Source organism: Streptomyces sp. NPDC006552 (assembly GCF_040611655.1).
Lineage (GTDB): Bacteria > Actinomycetota > Actinomycetes > Streptomycetales > Streptomycetaceae > Streptomyces.
In genome coordinates this window covers 116,460-135,943 of the sequence record NZ_JBEXOS010000006.1, presented here as the reverse complement: position 1 = coordinate 135,943, position 19,484 = coordinate 116,460, and the positions used below count along the sequence as shown (strand labels likewise).

The 19,484-nt window shown below is 75.3% G+C and carries 15 protein-coding genes and 1 pseudogene; 7 read left to right on the top strand and 9 right to left on the bottom strand.

Annotation, left to right across the window (positions count from 1 at the left end; genetic code table 11):
- Positions 1-65 precede the first annotated feature (65 nt).
- Complete coding sequence (locus tag ABZY33_RS06050; protein ID WP_356490262.1) at positions 66-1,229, top strand: exonuclease SbcCD subunit D; 1,164 nt, start codon at positions 66-68, stop codon at positions 1,227-1,229.
- Positions 1,226-4,312 (top strand): SMC family ATPase, encoded by a 3,087-nt coding sequence (locus tag ABZY33_RS06045; protein WP_356490261.1) that lies wholly within the window; start codon positions 1,226-1,228, stop codon positions 4,310-4,312. The genes ABZY33_RS06050 and ABZY33_RS06045 overlap by 4 nt, the downstream gene beginning before the upstream one ends.
- Before the next feature lie 19 nt (positions 4,313-4,331).
- Here the strand turns inward: ABZY33_RS06045 and ABZY33_RS06040 are convergent, their stop codons facing one another.
- Positions 4,332-4,799, bottom strand: a complete 468-nt coding sequence (locus ABZY33_RS06040; RefSeq protein ID WP_356490260.1) for an Lrp/AsnC family transcriptional regulator — start codon at positions 4,797-4,799, stop codon at positions 4,332-4,334.
- 143 nt (positions 4,800-4,942) lie between these two features.
- On the opposite strand from ABZY33_RS06040, the gene ABZY33_RS06035 reads away from it, so the two are divergent.
- Positions 4,943-5,416 carry a rhodanese-like domain-containing protein gene (locus ABZY33_RS06035; RefSeq protein ID WP_356490259.1) on the top strand — a complete coding sequence of 158 codons (474 nt, stop codon included), beginning with the start codon at positions 4,943-4,945 and terminating at the stop codon, positions 5,414-5,416.
- 15 nt (positions 5,417-5,431) lie between these two features.
- On the opposite strand, the gene ABZY33_RS06030 is transcribed toward ABZY33_RS06035, so the two are convergent.
- Positions 5,432-7,132 (bottom strand): DUF885 domain-containing protein, encoded by a 1,701-nt coding sequence (locus ABZY33_RS06030; protein ID WP_356490258.1) that lies wholly within the window; start codon positions 7,130-7,132, stop codon positions 5,432-5,434.
- Positions 7,133-7,151: 19 nt separating this feature from the next.
- Complete coding sequence (locus ABZY33_RS06025; RefSeq protein ID WP_356490257.1) at positions 7,152-7,640, bottom strand: Lrp/AsnC family transcriptional regulator; 489 nt, start codon at positions 7,638-7,640, stop codon at positions 7,152-7,154.
- Positions 7,641-7,699: 59 nt separating this feature from the next.
- Here ABZY33_RS06025 and ABZY33_RS06020 point away from each other — a divergent pair, with 59 nt between their 5' ends.
- Positions 7,700-8,911, top strand: a complete 1,212-nt coding sequence (locus ABZY33_RS06020) for a PLP-dependent transferase (protein ID WP_356490256.1) — start codon at positions 7,700-7,702, stop codon at positions 8,909-8,911.
- Here ABZY33_RS06020 and ABZY33_RS06015 read toward each other — a convergent pair.
- The 3 genes from ABZY33_RS06015 to ABZY33_RS06005 all read right to left on the bottom strand — a co-directional run bounded on the left by ABZY33_RS06015 (position 8,844) and on the right by ABZY33_RS06005 (position 13,355).
- Complete coding sequence (locus ABZY33_RS06015) at positions 8,844-10,088, bottom strand: GNAT family N-acetyltransferase (RefSeq protein WP_356490255.1); 1,245 nt, start codon at positions 10,086-10,088, stop codon at positions 8,844-8,846. The genes ABZY33_RS06020 and ABZY33_RS06015 overlap by 68 nt on opposite strands.
- A gap of 83 nt (positions 10,089-10,171) precedes the next feature.
- On the bottom strand, positions 10,172-11,749 hold the full coding sequence (locus ABZY33_RS06010; protein WP_356490254.1) for an alkaline phosphatase D family protein: 1,578 nt from the start codon (positions 11,747-11,749) through the stop codon (positions 10,172-10,174).
- A gap of 163 nt (positions 11,750-11,912) precedes the next feature.
- Positions 11,913-13,355: a PLP-dependent aminotransferase family protein gene (locus ABZY33_RS06005; RefSeq protein ID WP_356490253.1), complete on the bottom strand. Its 1,443-nt coding sequence runs from the start codon at positions 13,353-13,355 to the stop codon at positions 11,913-11,915.
- A gap of 82 nt (positions 13,356-13,437) precedes the next feature.
- On the opposite strand from ABZY33_RS06005, the pseudogene ABZY33_RS06000 reads away from it, so the two are divergent.
- Positions 13,438-14,274 (top strand): annotated as a pseudogene (locus ABZY33_RS06000) (DMT family transporter); the annotation flags it as partial.
- A 36-nt stretch (positions 14,275-14,310) separates the two neighbouring features.
- Here ABZY33_RS06000 and ABZY33_RS05995 read toward each other — a convergent pair.
- Positions 14,311-15,141, bottom strand: coding sequence for an alpha/beta fold hydrolase (locus tag ABZY33_RS05995; protein ID WP_356490252.1), 831 nt, complete (start codon positions 15,139-15,141; stop codon positions 14,311-14,313).
- Positions 15,142-15,294: 153 nt separating this feature from the next.
- Between ABZY33_RS05995 and sigJ the strand changes: the two genes are divergently transcribed.
- Together sigJ and ABZY33_RS05985 are read left to right on the top strand one after the other, a co-directional pair.
- On the top strand, positions 15,295-16,188 hold the full coding sequence (gene sigJ / locus ABZY33_RS05990) for an RNA polymerase sigma factor SigJ (protein WP_356490251.1): 894 nt from the start codon (positions 15,295-15,297) through the stop codon (positions 16,186-16,188).
- A 268-nt stretch (positions 16,189-16,456) separates the two neighbouring features.
- Positions 16,457-17,218 carry a GntR family transcriptional regulator gene (locus tag ABZY33_RS05985; protein WP_356490250.1) on the top strand — a complete coding sequence of 254 codons (762 nt, stop codon included), beginning with the start codon at positions 16,457-16,459 and terminating at the stop codon, positions 17,216-17,218.
- Positions 17,219-17,551: 333 nt separating this feature from the next.
- Here the strand turns inward: ABZY33_RS05985 and ABZY33_RS05980 are convergent, their stop codons facing one another.
- Together ABZY33_RS05980 and ABZY33_RS05975 are read right to left on the bottom strand one after the other, a co-directional pair.
- Positions 17,552-18,709 (bottom strand): ROK family transcriptional regulator, encoded by a 1,158-nt coding sequence (locus ABZY33_RS05980; RefSeq protein ID WP_356490249.1) that lies wholly within the window; start codon positions 18,707-18,709, stop codon positions 17,552-17,554.
- Positions 18,710-18,828: 119 nt separating this feature from the next.
- Positions 18,829-19,479 (bottom strand): response regulator transcription factor, encoded by a 651-nt coding sequence (locus tag ABZY33_RS05975; protein ID WP_356490248.1) that lies wholly within the window; start codon positions 19,477-19,479, stop codon positions 18,829-18,831.
- Positions 19,480-19,484 lie beyond the last annotated feature (5 nt).

Here is a 19,484-nt window from a genome sequence, read left to right as displayed (position 1 = left end):
GTGCGGGACGCCTGATCAGGGCGTTCCGCACGTGATGTCCGACCCAGCAGTTAGCCTCGTGTGCCATGAGACTGCTGCACACGTCCGACTGGCATCTGGGCCGCGCGTTCCACCGCGTGAGCATGCTCGATGCCCAGGCCGCGTTCATCGGCCACCTCGTCGCCACCGTGCGCGAGCGGGACGTGGACGCGGTGGTCGTGTCGGGCGACGTCTACGACCGGGCCGTACCGCCGCTCGCCGCCGTCGAGCTGTACGACGACGCACTGCACCGCCTCGCCGGACTCGGCGTCCCCACGGTGATGATCTCCGGGAACCACGACTCGGCCCGCCGCCTCGGCGTCGGCGCCGGACTCATCGGCCGCGCCGGCATCCACCTGCGCACGGAGCCGGGCCGCTGCGGCGAGCCCGTAATCCTGCCGGACGCCCACGGCGACGTGGCCTTCTACGGACTGCCGTACCTCGAACCGGCCCTGGTGAAGGACGAGTTCGCGCTCCCCAAGGCCGGGCACGAGCAGGTGCTCGCCGCCGCCATGGCGCGGGTCCGCGCCGACCTCGCCGCACGTGCCCCCGGCACCCGCTCCGTCGTCCTCGCGCACGCCTTCGTCATCGGCGGCGAGCCCAGCGACAGCGAGCGCGACATCACGGTGGGCGGGGTCGCCGCCGTCCCGGCCGGCGTCTTCGACGGGGCCGACTACGTGGCGCTCGGCCATCTGCACGGCAGCCAGACCCTCTCCGAGCGGATCCGCTACTCCGGCTCGCCCCTGCCCTACTCCTTCTCCGAGGCCGGCCACCGCAAGAGCATGTGGCTGATCGACCTGGACGCGGACGGCGCCGTCACCGCCGAGCGGATCGACTGCCCGGTGCCCCGGCCGCTCGCCCGCATCCGCGGCGACCTCGACGACCTCCTCGCCGACCCGGACCTCGCCCGCCATGAGGAGTCCTGGGTGGAGGCCACGCTCACCGACGAGCTGCGGCCCGACGACCCCATGGCCCGGCTCGCCGAGCGGTTCCCGCACACCCTGAGCCTGCTCTTCGAACCGCGCCGCACGGGGGCGCGGCCCGACGCCACGTACGCCGAACGCCTCAAGGGACGCGACGACCACGAGATCGCGGAGGACTTCGTGACCCATGTCCGGGGCGCCGGGCCCGACGCGGACGAGCGGGCGGTGCTGCGGGCCGCGTTCGACACCGTCCGCACCGACGACACGGTGCGCGAGGTCGCCCGGTGAGACTGCACTCCCTGCGCGTCACCGCGTTCGGCCCGTTCGGCACCGCCCAGGAGATCGACTTCGACGCGCTGTCGGCCGCGGGTCTCTTCCTGCTGCACGGGCCGACCGGCGCCGGCAAGACCTCCGTCCTCGACGCGGTCTGCTTCGCCCTGTACGGATCGGTGCCGGGCGCCCGGCAGAGCGGCGGCGGCCAAGGGCAGAGCCTGCGCAGCGACCACGCCGAGCCGGGCGTGCGCACCGAGGTCGTCCTGGACCTGACCGTCGCGGGCCGCCGCCTGGAACTCACCCGGCAGCCGCCGCACCAGCGAGCGAAGAAGCGCGGCACCGGCTTCACCACCGAGAAGGCCCAGAGCCGGCTGCGCGAGTACGACGCCGTGAGGGGGCAGTGGCAGGCCCTGAGCCGCTCCCACCAGGAGATCGGCGAGGAGATCACGCAGCTGCTCGGCATGAGCAAGGACCAGTTCTGCCAGGTCGTGCTCCTGCCGCAGGGCGACTTCGCCCGGTTCCTGCGCGCCGACGCCGAGGCCCGCGGCAAGCTGCTCGGCCGCCTCTTCGACACCCACCGCTTCGCCGCCGTCGAGCAGCGGCTCGCGGACGAGCGGCGGGGCGCGGAGCGGCAGGTCACCGCGGGCGACGCCGAGTTGCTCGCCGACGCGCACCGCATGCAGCAGGCCGCCGGCGGTATCGTGGAGCTGCCCCCGGTCGACGCCGCGCCCGGCGACCCCGGCCTCGCCGACGCCGTCCTGGGCTGGGCCGCGACCGCCCGCTCCACCGCCCGCGAACACTTCACGCACACCCACCTCGCCCTCGGCGCCGCCGAATCGGCGCGGCTGGCGGCGGAGCGCGAGCTGACCGGAGCCACCGAGACGGAGCGGCTCCAGCGCCGCTTCGCACAGGCACGGGCGCGGGCCGAAGCCCTGGAGGACCGCACGGCCGAGCACCGGGCCGTCGAAGAACGAATGGAGCGGGCCCGCAAGGCCGAGACGGTCGCCCCCGCCCTCTCCCTGCGCGCCGCGGCCCAGCGAGAACACGAGGCGGCGCTGCGGGAGGAGGAGCGGGCGCGCGGACAGGTGCGCTCCATGCCGCAGGCGCCCGTCGCGCAGGCGGGGGAGCAGCCTGAGCCCGCAGGGGCCGGAGATCTCCCCGCCCCCGGACCCCTCGCCGAGGCGGGCCCCGCGGTCCTCACCGAAGCCGCCCGCCGGATCGCCCTGGAGCTGGGCGGGCTCGCCTCCGCGCGGCGCGCCGAGCACCGGCTCGCCGTACTCGCGCAGGAGCGGGCCGGACTCGACCGGGAGGAGCGCGCCGACGCCGACCTCCTCGACGAGGCCGAGTCGTGGCTCGCCGCGTGGGAGACCCGCCACGCCGCGTTCCGGAGCCGGGTCGACGAGGCCCAGGAGGCGGCGACCCGCGCCGAGCACCTCGCCGGACAGCTGGAGCCCGCGCGGCAGCAGGCCCGCGCCGCCGTCGAGCGCGACCGGCTGGCCACCCGCGCCGAGGAGCAGGCCGCCGTCATGCTGCGGGCCCGCGAAGAGGCGGCCGCCGCTCACGAACACTGGCTCGGCCTCAAGGAACAGCGGCTGCGCGACGTGGCGGCCGAACTCGCCGAGGGCCTCGTGGACGGCGCCCCCTGCACGGTCTGCGGCGCCACCGAACACCCCGCGCCGATGCGCAAGTCCGCGCAGCACGTCGACCGGGCCGCGGAGGAGAGCGCGCTCACCGCCTACCGCACCGCCGAGACGCGCCGCGCCGACGCCGAGCACGCCGTGGCCGGCGTACGGGAACAGCTCGCCGCGGCGAAGGCCGCCGCCGGGGACGGCTCCGCCGGGCAGCTCGCCGCTCTCGTCCGGGACGTGGAGGCGCGCCACGCCGAGGCGCGCACCGCCGCGTCCGGTCTGCACGCCGCCCGCGAGACGCTCGCCCGCGCCGAGAGCGAGCACGGCCGCCGGCTCACCGCCCGCCAGGAGACCGCCACCCGCGCCGCGGCCCGCGCCTCCACGCGTGAGGCGCTGGAGCGGGAACAGGGTGCGCTGGAGCGGGAGTTGAGTCAGGCCCGCGGCAGCGCCACGAGCGTGGAGGAGCGGGCGGCCCAGCTGGAGCGCCGCGCGGGGCTGCTCACCGAGGCGGCCGAGGCGGCCCGCGCGGTCGCGTCGACGGCGACCCGGCTCAAGGACGCGGACGCCCGGCTCGCCGACGCCGCGTTCCGCGCCGGGTTCGACACCCCGCGGGCCGCGGCGGACGCCCTCGTCGGCGACGCGGAGTACCGGGAGCTGCAACACCGCCTGGACGCCTGGCAGTCGGAGCGGGCCGCGGTGCGCGCCGTGCTTGCCGAGGAGGAGACGGCCGCCGCGGCCGCCCGCCCGCAGGCCGATGTCGAGGCCGCCCGCGCCGCGGCCGCGGCCGCCGACGCACGCCTGCGGGCGGCCGGCTCCGCGCGCGACGCCGCCGCCCGCCGCTGCGAGGAACTCGACCGGCTCTCCCGCCGCGCCGCCACCGAGGCGCGCCGGCTCGGCCCGCTGCGCGCCACCTACAACCGCATCGCCCGCCTCGCCTCCCTCGCGGCCGGCACCTCGGCCGACAACGAACGCAAGATGCGCCTGGAGTCCTACGTCCTGGCCGCCCGCCTCGAACAGGTGGCGGCGGCGGCGACCGCGCGGCTGCGCCGGATGTCGTCCGGGCGGTACACGCTGGTCCACTCCGACTCCCTTGCCGGGCGCGGGCGTTCGGGGCTCGGCCTGCATGTCGTCGACGCGTGGACGGGCCGCGAGCGGGACACGGCGACGCTCTCCGGCGGCGAGACCTTCTTCGCCTCCCTCGCCCTGGCGCTGGGCCTCGCCGACGTCGTCACGGACGAGGCGGGCGGTGTCCGCCTCGACACCCTCTTCATCGACGAGGGCTTCGGCAGCCTCGACGACCAGAGCCTCGACGAGGTCCTCGACGTCCTCGACTCGCTGCGCGAGCGGGACCGCAGCGTCGGCATCGTCAGCCACGTCGGCGACCTGCGCCGCCGGGTCCACGCCCAGCTGGAGATCGTGAAGGGACGGGCCGGGTCGGTGGTGCGCCAGCGTGGGACCGACGGCCTCTGACCCGCCGTGGCGGACCGGCTCAGCGGGCGAGCGCCCGGCGCGGCAGCGGCGAGGAGTACACCACGCTCGTCGTCACCGAACCCAGCGTGCCGATCTTCCCGGCGACCTCCTCCAGGTGGCTCATGGAGCGGGCCGCGACCTTGATGACGAAGCAGTCGTCCCCCGTCACGTGGTGCGCCTCCAGCATCTCCGGGGTCGCCTCGACCAGGTCGTGGAACGGCTTGTAGTTGCCGTTCGGATAGCGCAGCCGGACGTAGGCGAGGATCGGCAGCCCGAGCCGCTCCGGTACCACGACCGCCGTGTACCCGGCGATGACCCCGGCCTCCTCCAGCCGCCGCACCCGCTCGGTGACGGCGCTCGCGGACATGGACACGGCCCGCGCCAGCTCGGCGTACCCCGTCCGGCCCTCGCGCTGGAGGACCTCCAGAATGCGCCAGTCCGTGGCGTCGGGGACGTAACCGGGCGCGGGCGTGGAATCAACGGTCATCGTCGAGAAATAGCAGGTGCTTCCCCGGTGGAACAAGGGGGGAGGCCGGGGATCGTCCCTTCAGCACGGCGGCCGCCACCCGTAGATTTCTGGCCGGGGAGACGCCGCCCCCGACCAGCCGCCCGACCGACGAAGGACGCCTCATGACCTCCACCGCCGCCCACCCCGTCCTCGGCACCGCCCCCGCCCCACCCGCCGCCGCTGCCGCCTACTTCAGCGCGAGCCTCGCCTTCCACGCCGACGTGTCCGACGTCGCCGCCGCGTTCGCCGCAGGCGGCGACCCCGGCTTCGTGCTGCTCGACACGCGCTCCACCGCCTCCTGGGACCAGGGGCACGTCCCCGGCGCGCTCCACCTGCCGACCGCGCTCATCGCCGAGCAGGCCGCCCGCCTCCTGGACCCGGCGGTCCCCGTGGTCACCTACTGCTGGGGCCCGGGCTGCAACGGCGCCACCCGCGCGGCCCTGGCCCTCGCCCGCCTCGGCTACCAGGTCAAGGAGATGCTCGGCGGGTTCGAGTACTGGGCCCGCGAGGGCTTCCCGTACGAGACCTGGGAGGGCGCCGCCCACACCGGGCCCGACCCGCTGACCGCGCCCGCCGGCGGTGACTGCGGCTGCTGACCCGGCCCCGCCGTCCTACAACCGCGACACCTCGTCCACCAGGTCGTCCAGGCCCAGCGAGCCCTGCGAGAGCGCGGCCATGTGCCAGGCCTTCGCGTCGAAGGCGGCGCCGTGCGCGGCCTGGGCGTTGGCGCGGCCGAGGAGCCACGCCCGCTCGCCCAGTTTGTAGCCGATGGCCTGACCGGGGATCGACAGGTAGCGGGTCAGCTCGCTCTCGACGAACTCCGCCGGACGGCTGCTGTGCGCGCCGAAGAACTCCTGCGCGAGCTTCGGGGTCCACCGCTCGCCCGGGTGGAACGGCGAGTCCGCCGGGATCTCCAGCTCCAGGTGCATGCCGATGTCGACGATGACGCGGGCCGCGCGCATCATCTGCGCGTCCAGGTAGCCGAGCCGCGTCTCGGCGTCGGTCAGAAAGCCCAGCTCGTCCATGAGCCGCTCCGCGTACAGCGCCCAGCCCTCGGCGTTGGCCGAGACCCCGCCGAGCGTCGCCTGGTAGCGGGAGAGGTCCTCGGCGACGTGCGCCCACTGCGCCAGTTGCAGATGGTGGCCCGGGACACCCTCGTGGTACCAGGTGGAGAGCAGGTCGTAGACGGGGAAACGGGTCGCGCCCATCGTGGGCAGCCAAGTGCGTCCCGGCCGGGAGAAGTCCACCGAGGGCGCCGTGTAGTACGGCGCCGCAGCGCTGCCGGCCGGCGCGATGCAGGACTCCACCTTCCGTACCCGCTCGGCGAGTTCGAAGTGCGTGCCGTCGAGCGCGTCGATGGCCTCGTCCATGACGCCCTGCAACCACCGGCGCACCTCGTCGACACCCTCGATGTGCCGCCCGTGCCGGTCCAGGTGGGCGAGGGCCACCCACGGTGTCGCCGCGCCCGGCAGGATCCGCTCCGCCTCGGTGCGCATCTCGGCGAGCAGCCGGTGGAACTCGCTCCACCCGTACGCGTACGCCTCGTCCAGGTCGAGATCCGCGCCGTTGTAATAACGCGACCAGCGCGCGTACCGCTCGCGGCCCACGACGTCGGGGGAGCCCTCGACCGCGGGCGCGTACACGTCCCGCATCCAGTCCCGCAGCTCCACGGTGGCCGCGTCGGCGGCCCGCGCCGCCTCGGACAGCTCCCCGCGCAGCGCCTCGGGCCCGGCGGCGGCGAACTGCGCGAACCAGCCGCGCTCCCGCCCGGCCCACTCGGTGAGCTGCCCGATGAACGTCGCCGTCGGCCGGGGCGCCCCGTGCAGCCCCCGCCCCAGGCCGAGGCCGAGCGTCTCCCGGTACCCGGCGAACGCCGCCGGCACCGCGCGCAGCCGGGCCGCGACCGCCGCCCAGTCCTCCTCGGTGCCGGTCGGCGTGATGGTGAAGACCTCGCGCACATGGTGGATCGGCCCGCCGAGGTTGGTGACGGCCCGCAGGTGCTCGTCGGCGTCGTGCACGGCGAGTTCGGCGGTCAGCCGCTCGCGCAGCAGCCGCGCGCACCGCCGCTCGACGCCGCTGTCGCCGCCCGGCGCGCGCTCCGCCTCGTCGAGCCGCGCGAGCGTCCCGCGCGCCAGCTCCGCCACGGCGTCCAGGCCCGCGGGGGAGAGATCGGGCAGCCGGCTGTGGGACGCGGCGTCGCCGAGGTACGTACCGGTGACGGGGTCGAGGGCGACGAAGGCGTCGACGTGGTCGTCGGCGACCTGCCGGGGCAGACGGCCGGGCGAGTGCTGAGTGTTCGGGGTGGCTGGCATGCCGCCATCCTCGTACGAGTCAGGGCGCGACGTCACCCTCCGGCGGCAGCAGCGGGCCGCACTCCCACTGCTGGAAGATCAGCCGGGTCTCGACGCGCGCCACCTCGCGCCGGGCGGTGAATTCGTCGAGGACGAGCCGCTGCAGATCCGCCATGTCGCGGACGGCCACCAGCACCACGTAGTCGTCGGGCCCGGTCAGGTGGAAGACCGTGCGCGCCTCGGGCAGGGCGCGCACGCGCTCCACGAACGGGCCGACCAGCTCCCGGCGGTGCGGGCGCACCTGCACCGACAGCAGCGCCTGGAGCCCGCGCCCCAGGCGGGCCGGGTCGAGCCGCAGCACGTGCCCGAGGATCACGCCCGAGCGGCGCAGCCGGGCCACCCGGTCCAGACACGTGGAGGGGGCGACCCCGACCTGCGCGGCGAGGTCGCGGTAGGTGGTGCGGGCATCGTTCTGGAGCAGCCGCAGGATCTCCAGATCGACCGGATCGAGTACGACGGAGTCGGCCATCGGCCGAACGTAGCACGGGAGTTGACCCGCGACCCCCGCCCGTTGTTCAGCCTGGTCCCATGGACGACCACTCCCGCCCCCGGGCTCTCGCCACCGAGGCCGTGCACGCGGGCCGCGACGATCTCGCCGCCCTCGGTCTGCACGCGCCGCCCATCGATCTGTCGACCACCTACCCCTCGGCCGACAGCCGCGCCGAGGCCGCCCGCGTCGACGCGTTCGCCGCCCACGGCGTCCTCGACGAGGGACCGCCGGTCTACGGCCGGCTCGGCAACCCGACCGTCGCCCGCTTCGAGACGGCCCTCGCCCGCCTCGAAGGGACCGACACCGCCGTCGCGTTCGCGAGCGGCATGGCCGCGCTCACCGCCGTGCTCCTCGTCCGCCTCGGCGCGGGCCTGCGCCACGTCGTCGCGGTCCGCCCGCTCTACGGCTGCAGCGACCACCTGCTGACGGCCGGGGCGCTCGGCTCCGAGGTCACCTGGGTCGACCCGGTGGGCATCGCCGACGCGATCCGGCCCGACACCGGCCTGGTGATGGTGGAGTCGCCCGCCAACCCGACGCTCGCCGAGGTCGATCTGCGGGCCGTCGCGCACGCCTGCGGCTCCGTGCCGCTGCTCGTCGACAACACCTTCGCCACGCCCGTCCTGCAACGGCCCCTGGACAGCGGCGCACGGCTCGTGCTGCACAGCGCGACCAAGTTCCTCGGCGGCCACGGCGACGTGCTGGGCGGGGTGGTGGCCTGCGACGAACTCTTCGCACGGGAACTGCGCAAGGTGCGCTTCGCGACCGGCGGGGTGCTGCACCCGCTCGCCGGCTATCTGCTGCTGCGCGGCCTGTCGACCCTGCCGGTGCGGGTCCGCGCGGCCTCGGCGACCGCGGCGGAGCTGGTCCGCCGGCTCACCGGCGACCCGCGCGTCACCCGCGTCCACTACCCGCGGATCGGCGGCGCCATAGTGGCCTTCGAGGTCGCCGGGGACCCGCACGCGGTGATCGCCGGCGTGCGGCTCGTCACCCCCGCCGTCAGCCTCGGCAGCGTCGACTCGCTCATCCAGCACCCCGCCTCGATCAGCCACCGCGTCGTGGCCGCCGACGACCGCAGGGCGGCGGGCGTCGGCGACCGGCTGCTGCGCCTGTCGGTCGGCCTGGAGGACGTCGAGGACCTGTGGGCCGACCTCGACCGGGCGCTCGGGCCCGGCCGCCCCCGGCTCAGCGCTGTTCGGCCTGCTCGTACGGCGGACGGGACGGCGCCGGTGCCGCGTCGAGCCGTGCGGTGATCACCAGCGTGCCCTCCTCGATCTGGTAGTCGAGCGGCAGGTCGAGGCCGCGCATCGCCGCGACCATCCCCGTGTTGGACGCCTGGGTGACGGCGTACACGCTCGCGCAGCGCGCCTCGCGGGCCAGGCCGACCAGGCGGCGCAGCAGTTCGGAGCCGACACCCCGGCGCTGCCAGTCGTCCTCGACGAGCAGCGCGAGCTCGGTCTCGTCGCCGTCCCACAGCAGGTGGCCGAGGGCGACGATCCGCCCGGAGGCGGTCCGCGCGGCCAGCGTGCGGCCGTAGCGGGGACTGAGCAGGTGGTCGAGGTAGCGGTCCGCGTCGCCGACCGGGCCGTGGTAGCGCAGCCGCAGCGTCCGCTGCGAGCACCGCTCGTGCAGCGCGCGGGCGGCCGCCAGGTCCGCCGGGTGGGCGCGCCGCACCGTGATCTCGTTGCCCTCGGGCAGGGTGAGGACGTCCTGGTGGCGCGGCACCCGCGGGCCGAGGCGCGCGTCCAGCTCGACGAGGGCGCGGGCCCGGGCGAACTCGGTGGGGGTGAACGGCAGATACGGCCGCTCCACCGCGATGACCCCGCCCTCGGGCGTCCGCAGCCGCATCGCCGTCTCCTCGAACCCGGCCGGGGCGCCGTCCCGCGCCGCGGCCGCCGCGGGCAGCGACCTGATGGTGCAGCGGCCCAACAACTGGCGCAGAGCCAGCGGGAGTTCGGCCGCGTCCAGCGCGGTGCGGGTGGCCAGGCCCAGGATGCGGGTGGGGGCGTCCACCAGGTCGTGCGCGTCGGCCCGCTCGGTCCAGGTGTCGCTGCCGCCCGCGTCCGTCGCGGCCCGGGCCAGTGCGGCCGCGGGCAGCTCCTGCGGGGCGCGCAGCAGGAACTCGTCCACCGTGCCGTCGGCCAGCGGGTGCGTCTGCAGGCTCAGGATGTCCACCCGGTGGCGGGCCAGCGACGTGCACAGCGCGGCCAGCGAACCCGGCTCGTCCCGCACGGTCGTCCGCATCCGCCACAGAGTGCTCCGCGCCGGGTCCAGCGGCGTGCGGGTGTCCTCCGCCGCCGGGGGCGCATGGCCCTGGCGGCGTGACCACCATTGGGAGGCCCGGGCGACCAGGGCGCCGGGCCCGCGGCGGGCGATGCGGTCGTGCTCTTCGTTCGTCGCGCGCGTCACGTCAGGCAGGGATCGACTCATGCGTCCACTGTGAAGGAGTGGTGTTGCGGGGCCGCGAACGGTCTGTGACCGATGGGTAAAGAGCAGCTATGCCCGTTTTGGTCTCACTGTCCGACGCGGCCCGGTTGCAGCGTCCGCGAGAACAGCACGTCGCCGCCCTCCTGCCGCAGCCGTACGGTCAACTCCCCGCTGTCGCCGTCGATGGCGACCTCGCCGAAGTACGGCGGGGTCTCGGCCGGTGAGGTGTTGGCCCGGTCCGGGGCCTTGACGAAGACCTGGCGCGGACCGAACGTCCCGTCGAGCCTCGCCGCCTGGAACCCGCCCGCGGCCAGCGGCCCCGACACGAACTCCCAGAACGGCGCGAAGTCCTGGAACGCGGCGTGCTCCGGCTCGTAGTGCTGCGCCGAGGTGTAGTGCACGTCGGCCGTCAGCCACAGCGTGCCGGTGATCCCGCGGTGCTTGATGTGCCGCAGCAGCTCGGCGATCTGCAGTTCGCGGCCGAGCGGCGCGCCCGGGTCGCCCTGCGCGACCGCCTCGAAGTCCGTCGCCCCGTCCGTGACCACGAGCCCGAGCGGCATGTCGGAGGCGATCACCTTCCACACCGCGCGCGACCGCGACAACTCACGCTTCAGCCACGCCAGTTGCCGGGCGCCGAGGATGCCCGTGGTGTCGTCGGGCTGCCGGCCGGGCGAGTTCGCGTTGCGGTAGGTGCGCATGTCCAGGACGAACACGTCGAGCAGCGGCCCCTGGTGGAGCACCCGGTACACCCGCCCGTCCGTGTCGCCCGGCGGCAGCGTCGAGACGGGGAAGTACTCGCTGAACGCGCGCAGCGACCGGGCCGCCAGCACGTCCGTGCGCTTCTCGGTGTAGCGGGCGTCGTCCAGGATCTGGCCCGGGTACCAGTTGTTGTGCACCTCATGGTCGTCCCACTGGGCGATGGTGGGGACCTGGGCGTTGAAGCGGCGCGCGTGCTCGTCGAGGAGGTTGTAGCGGAACGCGCCGCGGAACTCCGCGAGCGTCTCGGCGACCTTGGACTTCTCCTCGGTCGTCACATTGCGCCACACCCGCCCGTCGGGCAGCGTCACGCTCGGCAGGATCGGGCCGTCCGCGTAGATGTTGTCGCCGCTGCACAGGAAGAAGTCCGGGTCCAGGGCGCGCATGTCCGCATAGACACGGTTGCCGCCCCGGTCCGGGTTGATGCCCCAGCCCTGACCCGCGATGTCGCCCGACCACAAGAACCGCACCCCGTCCCTGCGGCCCGCCGGGGCGGTACGGAAGGTGCCGGTGACCGGCGCGCCGGTGCGCCGCGGGTCGTCCGGGTCGGCGAGCAGCACCCGGTAGTGGATCTGCTCGCCGGGCGGCAGGCCGCGCAGCCGGGTGGTGCCCGTGAAGTCGGTGCCGGGGCCGAGCAGCGGGCCGTGCCAGCGGGCCGGGCGGCGGAAGGACTCGGTGGCCGAGGTCTCGACGATCATCCGGGCGGGCCGGTCCGCGCGGACCCAGACCAGGCCGGAGTCCGCGGTCACGTCGCCGCTCTGCACCCCCCAGGCCGCCGCGGGCCGTCCCGACCGGGCGAACGCGGGGGCCGCGAGGCCGCCGGGCAGCGCGAGGGCCGCCGACGCGGCGAGCGAACCCCGCAGCACTCCACGGCGGCCGGGCAGGGAACTCGGCGGACGGTGTGACATGAGCGCCTCCAGCGAACGGTTGCGAGGACGGTGCGACGACCAGAGCGCGGTGCCCGGTCCGGGTGCGACGCCGCGGAACCACAGCCAACTGCTCCACCACGGCGCGCACGCGAACCCCAAGTGAACAACCGGCCCCCGCCCCGGGGGAACCGGGCGCACGCCCTCACGCGCGTCGGCGTGCCCCCGGCGGCGCGGCGGCGCGCGCGAGCAGCCGTACGCCGTCGGTGACGCGGGCCGGCGTCAGATGCGCGTAGCCGAGCACCAGCGGGACCCGGTCGACGTCCCCGCTCGCGCCGTAGTGGCTCAGCGGCCGCACGGCCACGCCGGCCGCCGCGAGACGCGGCAGGAGGGTCCGCCGCGGCCCGCAGCGGGCGGGAAGGGTCGCGATGGCGTGCAGGCCGGCCGCGATCCCCGACACCTCGGTGCCGGGCAGGTGCTCCTCCAGGGCCGCCACCAAGGTGTCCCGCCGCTCCTTGTAGGCGCGCTGGCAGCGCCGCAGCTGCCGGTCGTGGTCGCCGCGCTCGATGAAGCGGGCCAGCACCGCCTGGTCGAGCGCCGGGTTGCCGAGGTCCATGTACCGCTTGCGCGCGACGACCTCGTCGGCCAGGGCGTCCGGCACCACCAGCCAGCCCAGCCGGAGCCCCGGCATCAGCGACTTGCTCACCGAGCCCGTATAGGCGACGTGGTCCGGGTCGAGCCCTTGCAGCGCGCCGACGGGCGCGCGGTCGTAGCGGAAGTCCCCGTCGTAGTCGTCCTCCACGACCAGCCCGTCCACCTGCCGCGCCCAGTCGAGGAGCTGGGCCCGGCGCGGCGCCGAGTAGGCGATGCCCGAGGGGAAGTGGTGCGACGGCGTCGTGACCACCGTGCGCACCCCGGACGCGCGCAGCGCCCCCATGGCCAGCCCCTCGTCGTCCAGAGGAAGCCGCACCGCACGCGGCCCCGCCGCCGCGAACAGCTCCTCGTACTGCGGGCTGCCGGGATCCTCCACGCCGATGGCGGACTGCCCGCGCGCGTGGAGCACCACACCGAGCAGCGTCACCGCCTGCGTCACCCCGGAACAGACGATGACCCGCTCCGGGTCCGTCACCACACCCCGGCGGCGCGCCAACAGCTCGGCGAGGGCCGTACGCAGCCGGGGTAGGCCGCGCGGATCGGGGTAGCCCAGGCCCGCGTGCGGCAGTTCGCCGAGCACGCCGCGCTGGGCCGCCGCCCACACCGAGCGGGGGAACAGCGACAGGTCCGGGCCGCCCGCCACGAAGTCGGCCCGGACGTCGGGGGAGGGGCCCGGGGCCAGATCCCGCGCGCCCGGGGCCGGGGCGCGCACCGCCTCGCCCACCCAGGTCCCCGCCCCCCGCCCGCTGCGCAGGTACCCCTCGGCGGTCAGCTGCTCGTACGCCTCGGTGACCAGCCCGCGCGACACCCCGAGGTCGCCCGCCAGGTCCCGGCTCGACGGCAGCCGGGTGCCCGGCGCGAGCCGCCCCGAGCGCACCGCCGCGCGCAGCGCCGCCTGCAACGACCGGCCACGCGCGCGTGCCGGGGCCGCGACGGCGGGCTCCAGCAACTCCCACGCGGCGGACGGGAAACCGGGGTGCGGCGCGGACGTCATAGGGAGGGAGGGTAATTGGTCCTCCATACCGGGTCACAAGTGGTCTACGAACAAGACCAGTCGCCCTTCTAGCGTCCTTGCCATGAACACCACCTCCTTGCGCGGCACCCTCCTCGCGGCCCTCGCCTGCACCCTGGTCGGCTGCTCCTTCACCGCCAACAGTGTCCTCGGCCACTACCCGTACGCGGGCGGCCAGTTCCTGCGCTACGCGGTCGCCTGCCTCCTTTTGATCCCGCTGGTCGGCCGCGGCGGCACGGCCCCGCTGCGCCGGCTGCGGCCGCGTCAGTGGGGCCGCCTGGCCCTGCTCGCGGCCGTCGGCATGGTCGGCTTCAACCTCGCCGTCCTCGCCGCGGAACGCACCGCCGAACCCGCCGTCCCCGGCGTCTTCGTGGGCTGCGCGCCCGTGCTCGTCGCCGTCCTGGTACCCCTGTCGGCCGGGCGGCGCCCGCAACGGACCGTGCTCCACGGAGCGTTGTTCGTGGCGGCGGGCGCCTTCGTCGTCCAGGGGTGGGGGCACACCGACGCCACCGGTCTCGCCTTCTCGGTGGGCGCCCTCGCCGGAGAGGCCGGCTTCGCGGTCCTCGCCGTACCGGTCCTGAAGCCGCTGGGGCCCCGGCTCCTGTCGTGCGTCGTCTGCGCGCTCGCCGCCGTCGAGTCGGCCCTCGTGGGCCTCGCCGCCGACGGCACGTCCTGGCTGCGCGTGCCCGACGGCGCGGAGGCCCTCGCCCTGCTGTGGCAGGCCGTGATCGTCACCGTGGTCGGCTTCGTCTGCTGGTACATGGGCATGCAGCGGATCGGCGCGGAGCGCGCCACGCTTTTCTCCGGACTCATCCCGGTCGCCGCCGCGTGCACGGCGCCGCTGGTCGGCTCGGGGTCCTACGGAGTGGCCCAGGGCGTCGGCAGCGCCCTCGTGGGGGCCGGGGTCGCCCTGGGCGCGGGAGCGTTCAGGCGCAGGTCAGCGGCTGGTGTCGAGGATGACGCGGGCCACGAGAGCCGGGTCGTCGTTCATCGGCACGTGGCCGCAGCCGGGGAGCCGGACCAGCCGCGCGCCGGGCAGGACGTGCTTGGCGCGGAGCCCCTGCCGACGCACGAGGATGCGGTCACGCGTGCCCCAGGCGACGGTGACGGGCAGGTCGGGGATGTCGTCACGGAAGAGCACCGAGCGGCCCGCGTCGAGCGTCTCGCGGAAGCCGGTCGCGTGGCGCAGCGCCAGCGTCTCGGCGACCACCGCCTCGGGTGACCGGCGCCCCGGCCGCGCGTAGATGGTGCCGGTGAGCGCGGCCCGCCCGGCGGCCGACCGGGAGAGCCGCTCGACCAGCGGCAGCGGCAGCGTCCGCGCGCCCTGGCGCATCGCGAGCAGCGTCCCGAACGCGTACCGCCGCTCGGCCTGCGTCCAGAACCCGGCGGGCGACAGCGCCGTCACGGAGCGGGCGAGCTTCTCGCGGCCCAGCTCCAGGGCGAGCAGCCCGCCCAGCGAGTTGCCCGCCACATGGGGCCGCTCGACGCCGAGGGAGCGGCAGAACGCGTCCAGAACCGGCACCACGCTCGCCAGCCCGTACGTGAAGCCCTCCGGCAGCGCGGGTGAGGTGCCGAACCCCGGGAGGTCCACGGCGATCACGTCGCGCTCGGCCGCCAGGATCTGCAGCACCGGCTCCCATGCCTGCCAGTGGTGGCCTATGCCGTGCAGCAGGAGCAGCGGCTCGCCGGCGCCCCGCCGCTCGTACGCGACGGTGACCGTGTGCGGCCCGTCGGGGCCGTCGATGCTGAAGGACGCCTGTGCCGCCATGTCGCTCGCTCCCTGTCCCCGCCACGCTCGACGGTTCCTTAGACACCTTGTCAGCAACAATTACCGTTCAGTAGCCTCCAGTTCAAGAGGTGGAGCACGTCCCATGGCGGGTCCGTCTGGACAGTGCGCGGCCCCGTCGGCTGGGATAGGGGCGTGGCCACCGACCTTGGGACTGACGTCTTCGAAGAGCACCGCCCCGTCCTGATGGGCGTGGCCTACCGCATGCTGGGCCGCGTCGCCGACGCCGAGGACGTGGTCCAGGACGCCTGGCTGCGCTGGTCCCGGGCCGACCGGGCCGAGGTGCGCGAACCGCGCGCCTACTTGGTGCGCGTCACCACCCGCCTCGCCGTCGACCGGCTGCGCCAGGCCCAGGCCAGACGCGAGTCCTACGTGGGCCCGTGGCTGCCCGAACCGCTCGTCACCGACTTCGGCCCCACCGTCCCCGACACCGCCGAACGCGCCGTGCTCGCCGACTCCGTGTCGCTGGCCGTCCTCGTCGTCCTGGAGTCGCTCTCACCGCTGGAGCGCGCCGTGTTCGTGCTGCGCGAGGCGTTCGGGCTGCCGTTCGCGGAGATCGCGGCGACGCTGGAGCGCGGCGAGGCGGCCGTCCGCCAGCTCGCCGCGCGGGCCCGCAAGCACGTGGACGAGCGGCGGCCCCGCTTCGACGTCGACCCCGCGCAGCAGCGCAACCTCACCGAGCGGTTCCTGGCCGCCGCGACCGAGGGCGACCTGAAGGGCCTCATGGCGCTGCTCGCCCCGGACGTGAGCCTCGTCGGCGACAGCGGCGGCAAGTCGAAGGCACCGGTGCGCGTCATCGAGACCGCAGACAAGGTGGCCCGGTTCCTCACGGGCGCCGCGGGCCGGGGGAGCGCCGAGACCTACGAGTTCCGCGCCGCGGAGATCAACGGAGGCGCCGGGCTGCTCATCCTCGCCGACGGCCGGGTCGACTCCGTCGTCCAGGTCGGCGTCCGCGACGGCAGGATCCAGGCCGTCTACATCGTGCGCAACCCGGACAAACTCGCCTCGCTGCTGGAGCCGCGGCCGTAGGTTCGCCGTAGGTTTCGCGCCACCAGGGCCCGCCCTTCGCGCTCGCGCGAGCGGCGGGCCCTGGTGGCGCGCCCTGCGAACGCCGCGTGAACGGAGCGCTGCCCGGCATGAACGCTCTGCGGCCCGGCCCCCGAGCGCGCGCCATCCGATCGAGGATTGGTCTTGACCAAGCCCCGAGGCGGCCCTAGTCTCGCAGAGATAGTGCAGGAACCTTTAATAAACAAGGGCGCTAAAAAGCCGCCGGGGCACGGCTGTTGCGGAGGACAGGGTGGGGACCACGCAGTTGGAAGCGGCACCGGAGCCGAAGTACTGGCACCTGAAGACCGTGCTCAGCGAGGCGCTCGACTCCGAGTTCGCGGTCGGGGAGATCCTGCCGAACGAGCGTGACCTCGCGGCCCGCTTCGGCGTCGCCCGTGCCACGCTCCGCCAGGCTCTCGAACAGCTCGAACTCGAAGGACGCCTCCAGCGCCGGCGCGGCGTGGGCACCACCGTCGCGCCGCCCCGGGTGGGGGTCGCCGTCGCCTCCACCGAGCAGGACTGGCCGGGCGCCGTCGGGGACGCGTGGCAGGCCGTCGACTGCGCGCCGGCCGCGCCGCCGGCCGCCGTCGCCGGGATGCTCGGCACCGCCCCCGGCGAGACCGTCCACGTGCTGCGCCGCACGCGCGTCTCGCACGGACAGCCCGTCGCGGCCGAACTGCTCTACGTGCCGTCGGCCTCGGTCCCCGACCTGACGGCCATAGACGCCCCGTCCGGGGCCGCACGCGCGCGTGCCGTCCTGCGCGAGCTGCAGCGCCTCGGCCTCGACGGCCAGGACCGCGCGGTCGAACTGGGCTCGGCCCGCGCCGAGGACGCGAAGGAACTGGACCGCCTGCCCGGCGCCCCGGTCCTCGTCGTCACGACCCGCTACGTCAGCGACGGCACCACCGCGGCGGTCTCCATGGCCACGTACCGGGCGGACACCTGCCGCCTCACCTTCGGTGACACCCCGGGCGTGGAGATCCACCACGCCCCGCACTCCCGGGCGTCCTGAGACCTGCTCCGCGGGGGAGGGGGAGGGGTTCTTGGGATCTGTCCCGCGGGGGAGCGGGGAGGGGTTCTGGGGATCTGCGCCGCACCGGGTGCGGTGAACAGCGCGCTCAGCCCGGGCGGCCCTGGGGCTTGCGCCGCAGGTACGTCGAAGGGCGCGGGGGCGTACCTCCGTCACCCCAGCCGCGTGCCAGGCCACCGAGGGCGTGCACGCGCCCGCCGCCACCCGCAGTGCGGCGACATACTCATCCGGCCTCCGGACGACCGGGTCCCTCCCGCTCCCGCCGGGCCGGAGGCGGCGCGCGGAGGCCCCCGGAGGCGGCCCCGGCACCCCGCGTCACCGCCGTGCGGAAACGGTTCCCTCGGTGGCGAACAGCTGCCCCTCCACGTGGTCCAGAGCCAAGCGCAGCGCCCCCGTGGAGACCGTGGCCTCGCCCAGCAGCGACAACGCGACCCGGGGCGGCCGCAAGCAGTACCGTTCCAGTTCGCGCCGCAGCGGGTCGAGCACCCCGTCAAGACCCGCGGCCCACCCGCCGACCACGACCAGCTCCGGGTCCAGCGCCAGCACCAGCGCGGCGACGTCGTGCACGAGCCGCTGGATGAACCGCTCCATCGCCGCCCCCGCCCGCTCGTCGCCCTGCCGGGCCAGCGCGAACACCTTCGCCACGGCCGGCTCGTCCAGCGGATGCAGCGGCTCGCCCGTCGTCGACAGCAGCGTCTCCGGACGCACCTCGCGGCCCAGCAGGTGCAGCGCCCCGATCTCTCCGGCGGCGCCCCCGAACCCCCGGTGCAGCCGCCCGCCGATCAGCGCGCCCGCCCCGGGGCTCAGCCCCGCCATGACGAACACCATGTCGTCCGAGTCGACCCCGGCGCCCTTCCAGTGCTCCGCGACGGCCGCGGTGTTGGCGTCGTTCTCCACGATCACCGGGCACTTGAAGGAGCGCCGCAGCCGCTCGCCGAGCGGCAGCCCCGTCCACCCCGGCAGCGCCGTGCCGAGCCGCACCGTGCCGTCGGCCTCCACGATGCCCGGGCTGCCCACGCCGACCGCCCGCAGCGAACTGCGCGCCACCCCGGCCCGCCGCAGCAGATCGGCGACGGTCCCGCGCAGCCGCTCGATCCGCTCCTCCGCCGGGGCGGCCTCGTCGACGTCCTTGGACGCCGAACCGAGAAGCCGGCCGTCGAGCGCCGAGAGCACCGCGGCGACCCGGTGCGGCCCGATCTCCAGGCCCAGCAGATGGCCCGCCTCGGCCCGGAAGCGGAACTTCCGCGCGGGCCGCCCCTGGCGGCGCGCGCCCGGTTCCTCGACGGCGGTCTCCACGACGAGCCCGGCCTCGATGAGCCCCTCGACGACCCCCTCCACGGTGGGCCGCGACAGCCCCGTCACCCGGGTGATCTCGGTGAGCGTCGCGAAATCCGTGGAGCGCAGCGCGTGCAGCACCACAGCGCTGTTGATCCGCCTGAGCAGAGAGGGATCCCCGCCGGTCAGCTGCCCCAACGTCCGTCCTCCCAGCAGTTGCGCGTGTTCGCCGGATGGTACTCGCCGCGGCCCCCACCGGCGAGAGCCGGGTGCACCGATGTGGCGCGGGCCGCTCAACCGGGCGGCGGGGCGGCCGGTCAGTGCGGCGCGACAAAACCGGATTCGTACGCGGCGATCACCGCCTGGGTCCGGTCCCGGGCCCCCAGTTTGGCGAGCACGGCGCTGACGTGGGACTTCACCGTCTCCGTGCCGACGATCAGCTCCGCGGCGATCTCCGCGTTCGACAGCCCGCGCGCCATGAGCCGTAGCACCGCCGCCTCCCGCTCGGTCAGCGCGGCCCGCTCCATCGCGGCCCGCGCCGGCGCGTTGCCGTACGCGGCCGCCAGCCGGCGTACCGCGGCCGGGAAGAGGAGCGACTCGCCCGCCGCCACGAGTCGTACCGCGTGAACGATCTCGGCGGGCCGCGCCCGCTTCAGGAGGAATCCGTCGGCGCCCGCGCGCAGCGCCCCGTACACGTACTCGTCGTTCTCGAACGTGGTGATGACGACGATCTTCGGCGGGTCCGGCACGGCGCGCAGCACCGCGCGCGTGGCCTCGATCCCGTCGAGCAGCGGCATCCGTACATCCATGGCGACGACATCGGGGCGCACCGCGCGCACCAGCGGGACCACCGCCGCGCCATCGGCCGCCTCGCCCACCACCTCGATGTCCGGCTGCGCTTCCAGGACGGCCCGCAGACCGGCGCGGACCAGCGGTTCGTCGTCGACGAGGAGCACGGTGAGCGGCATCGGGC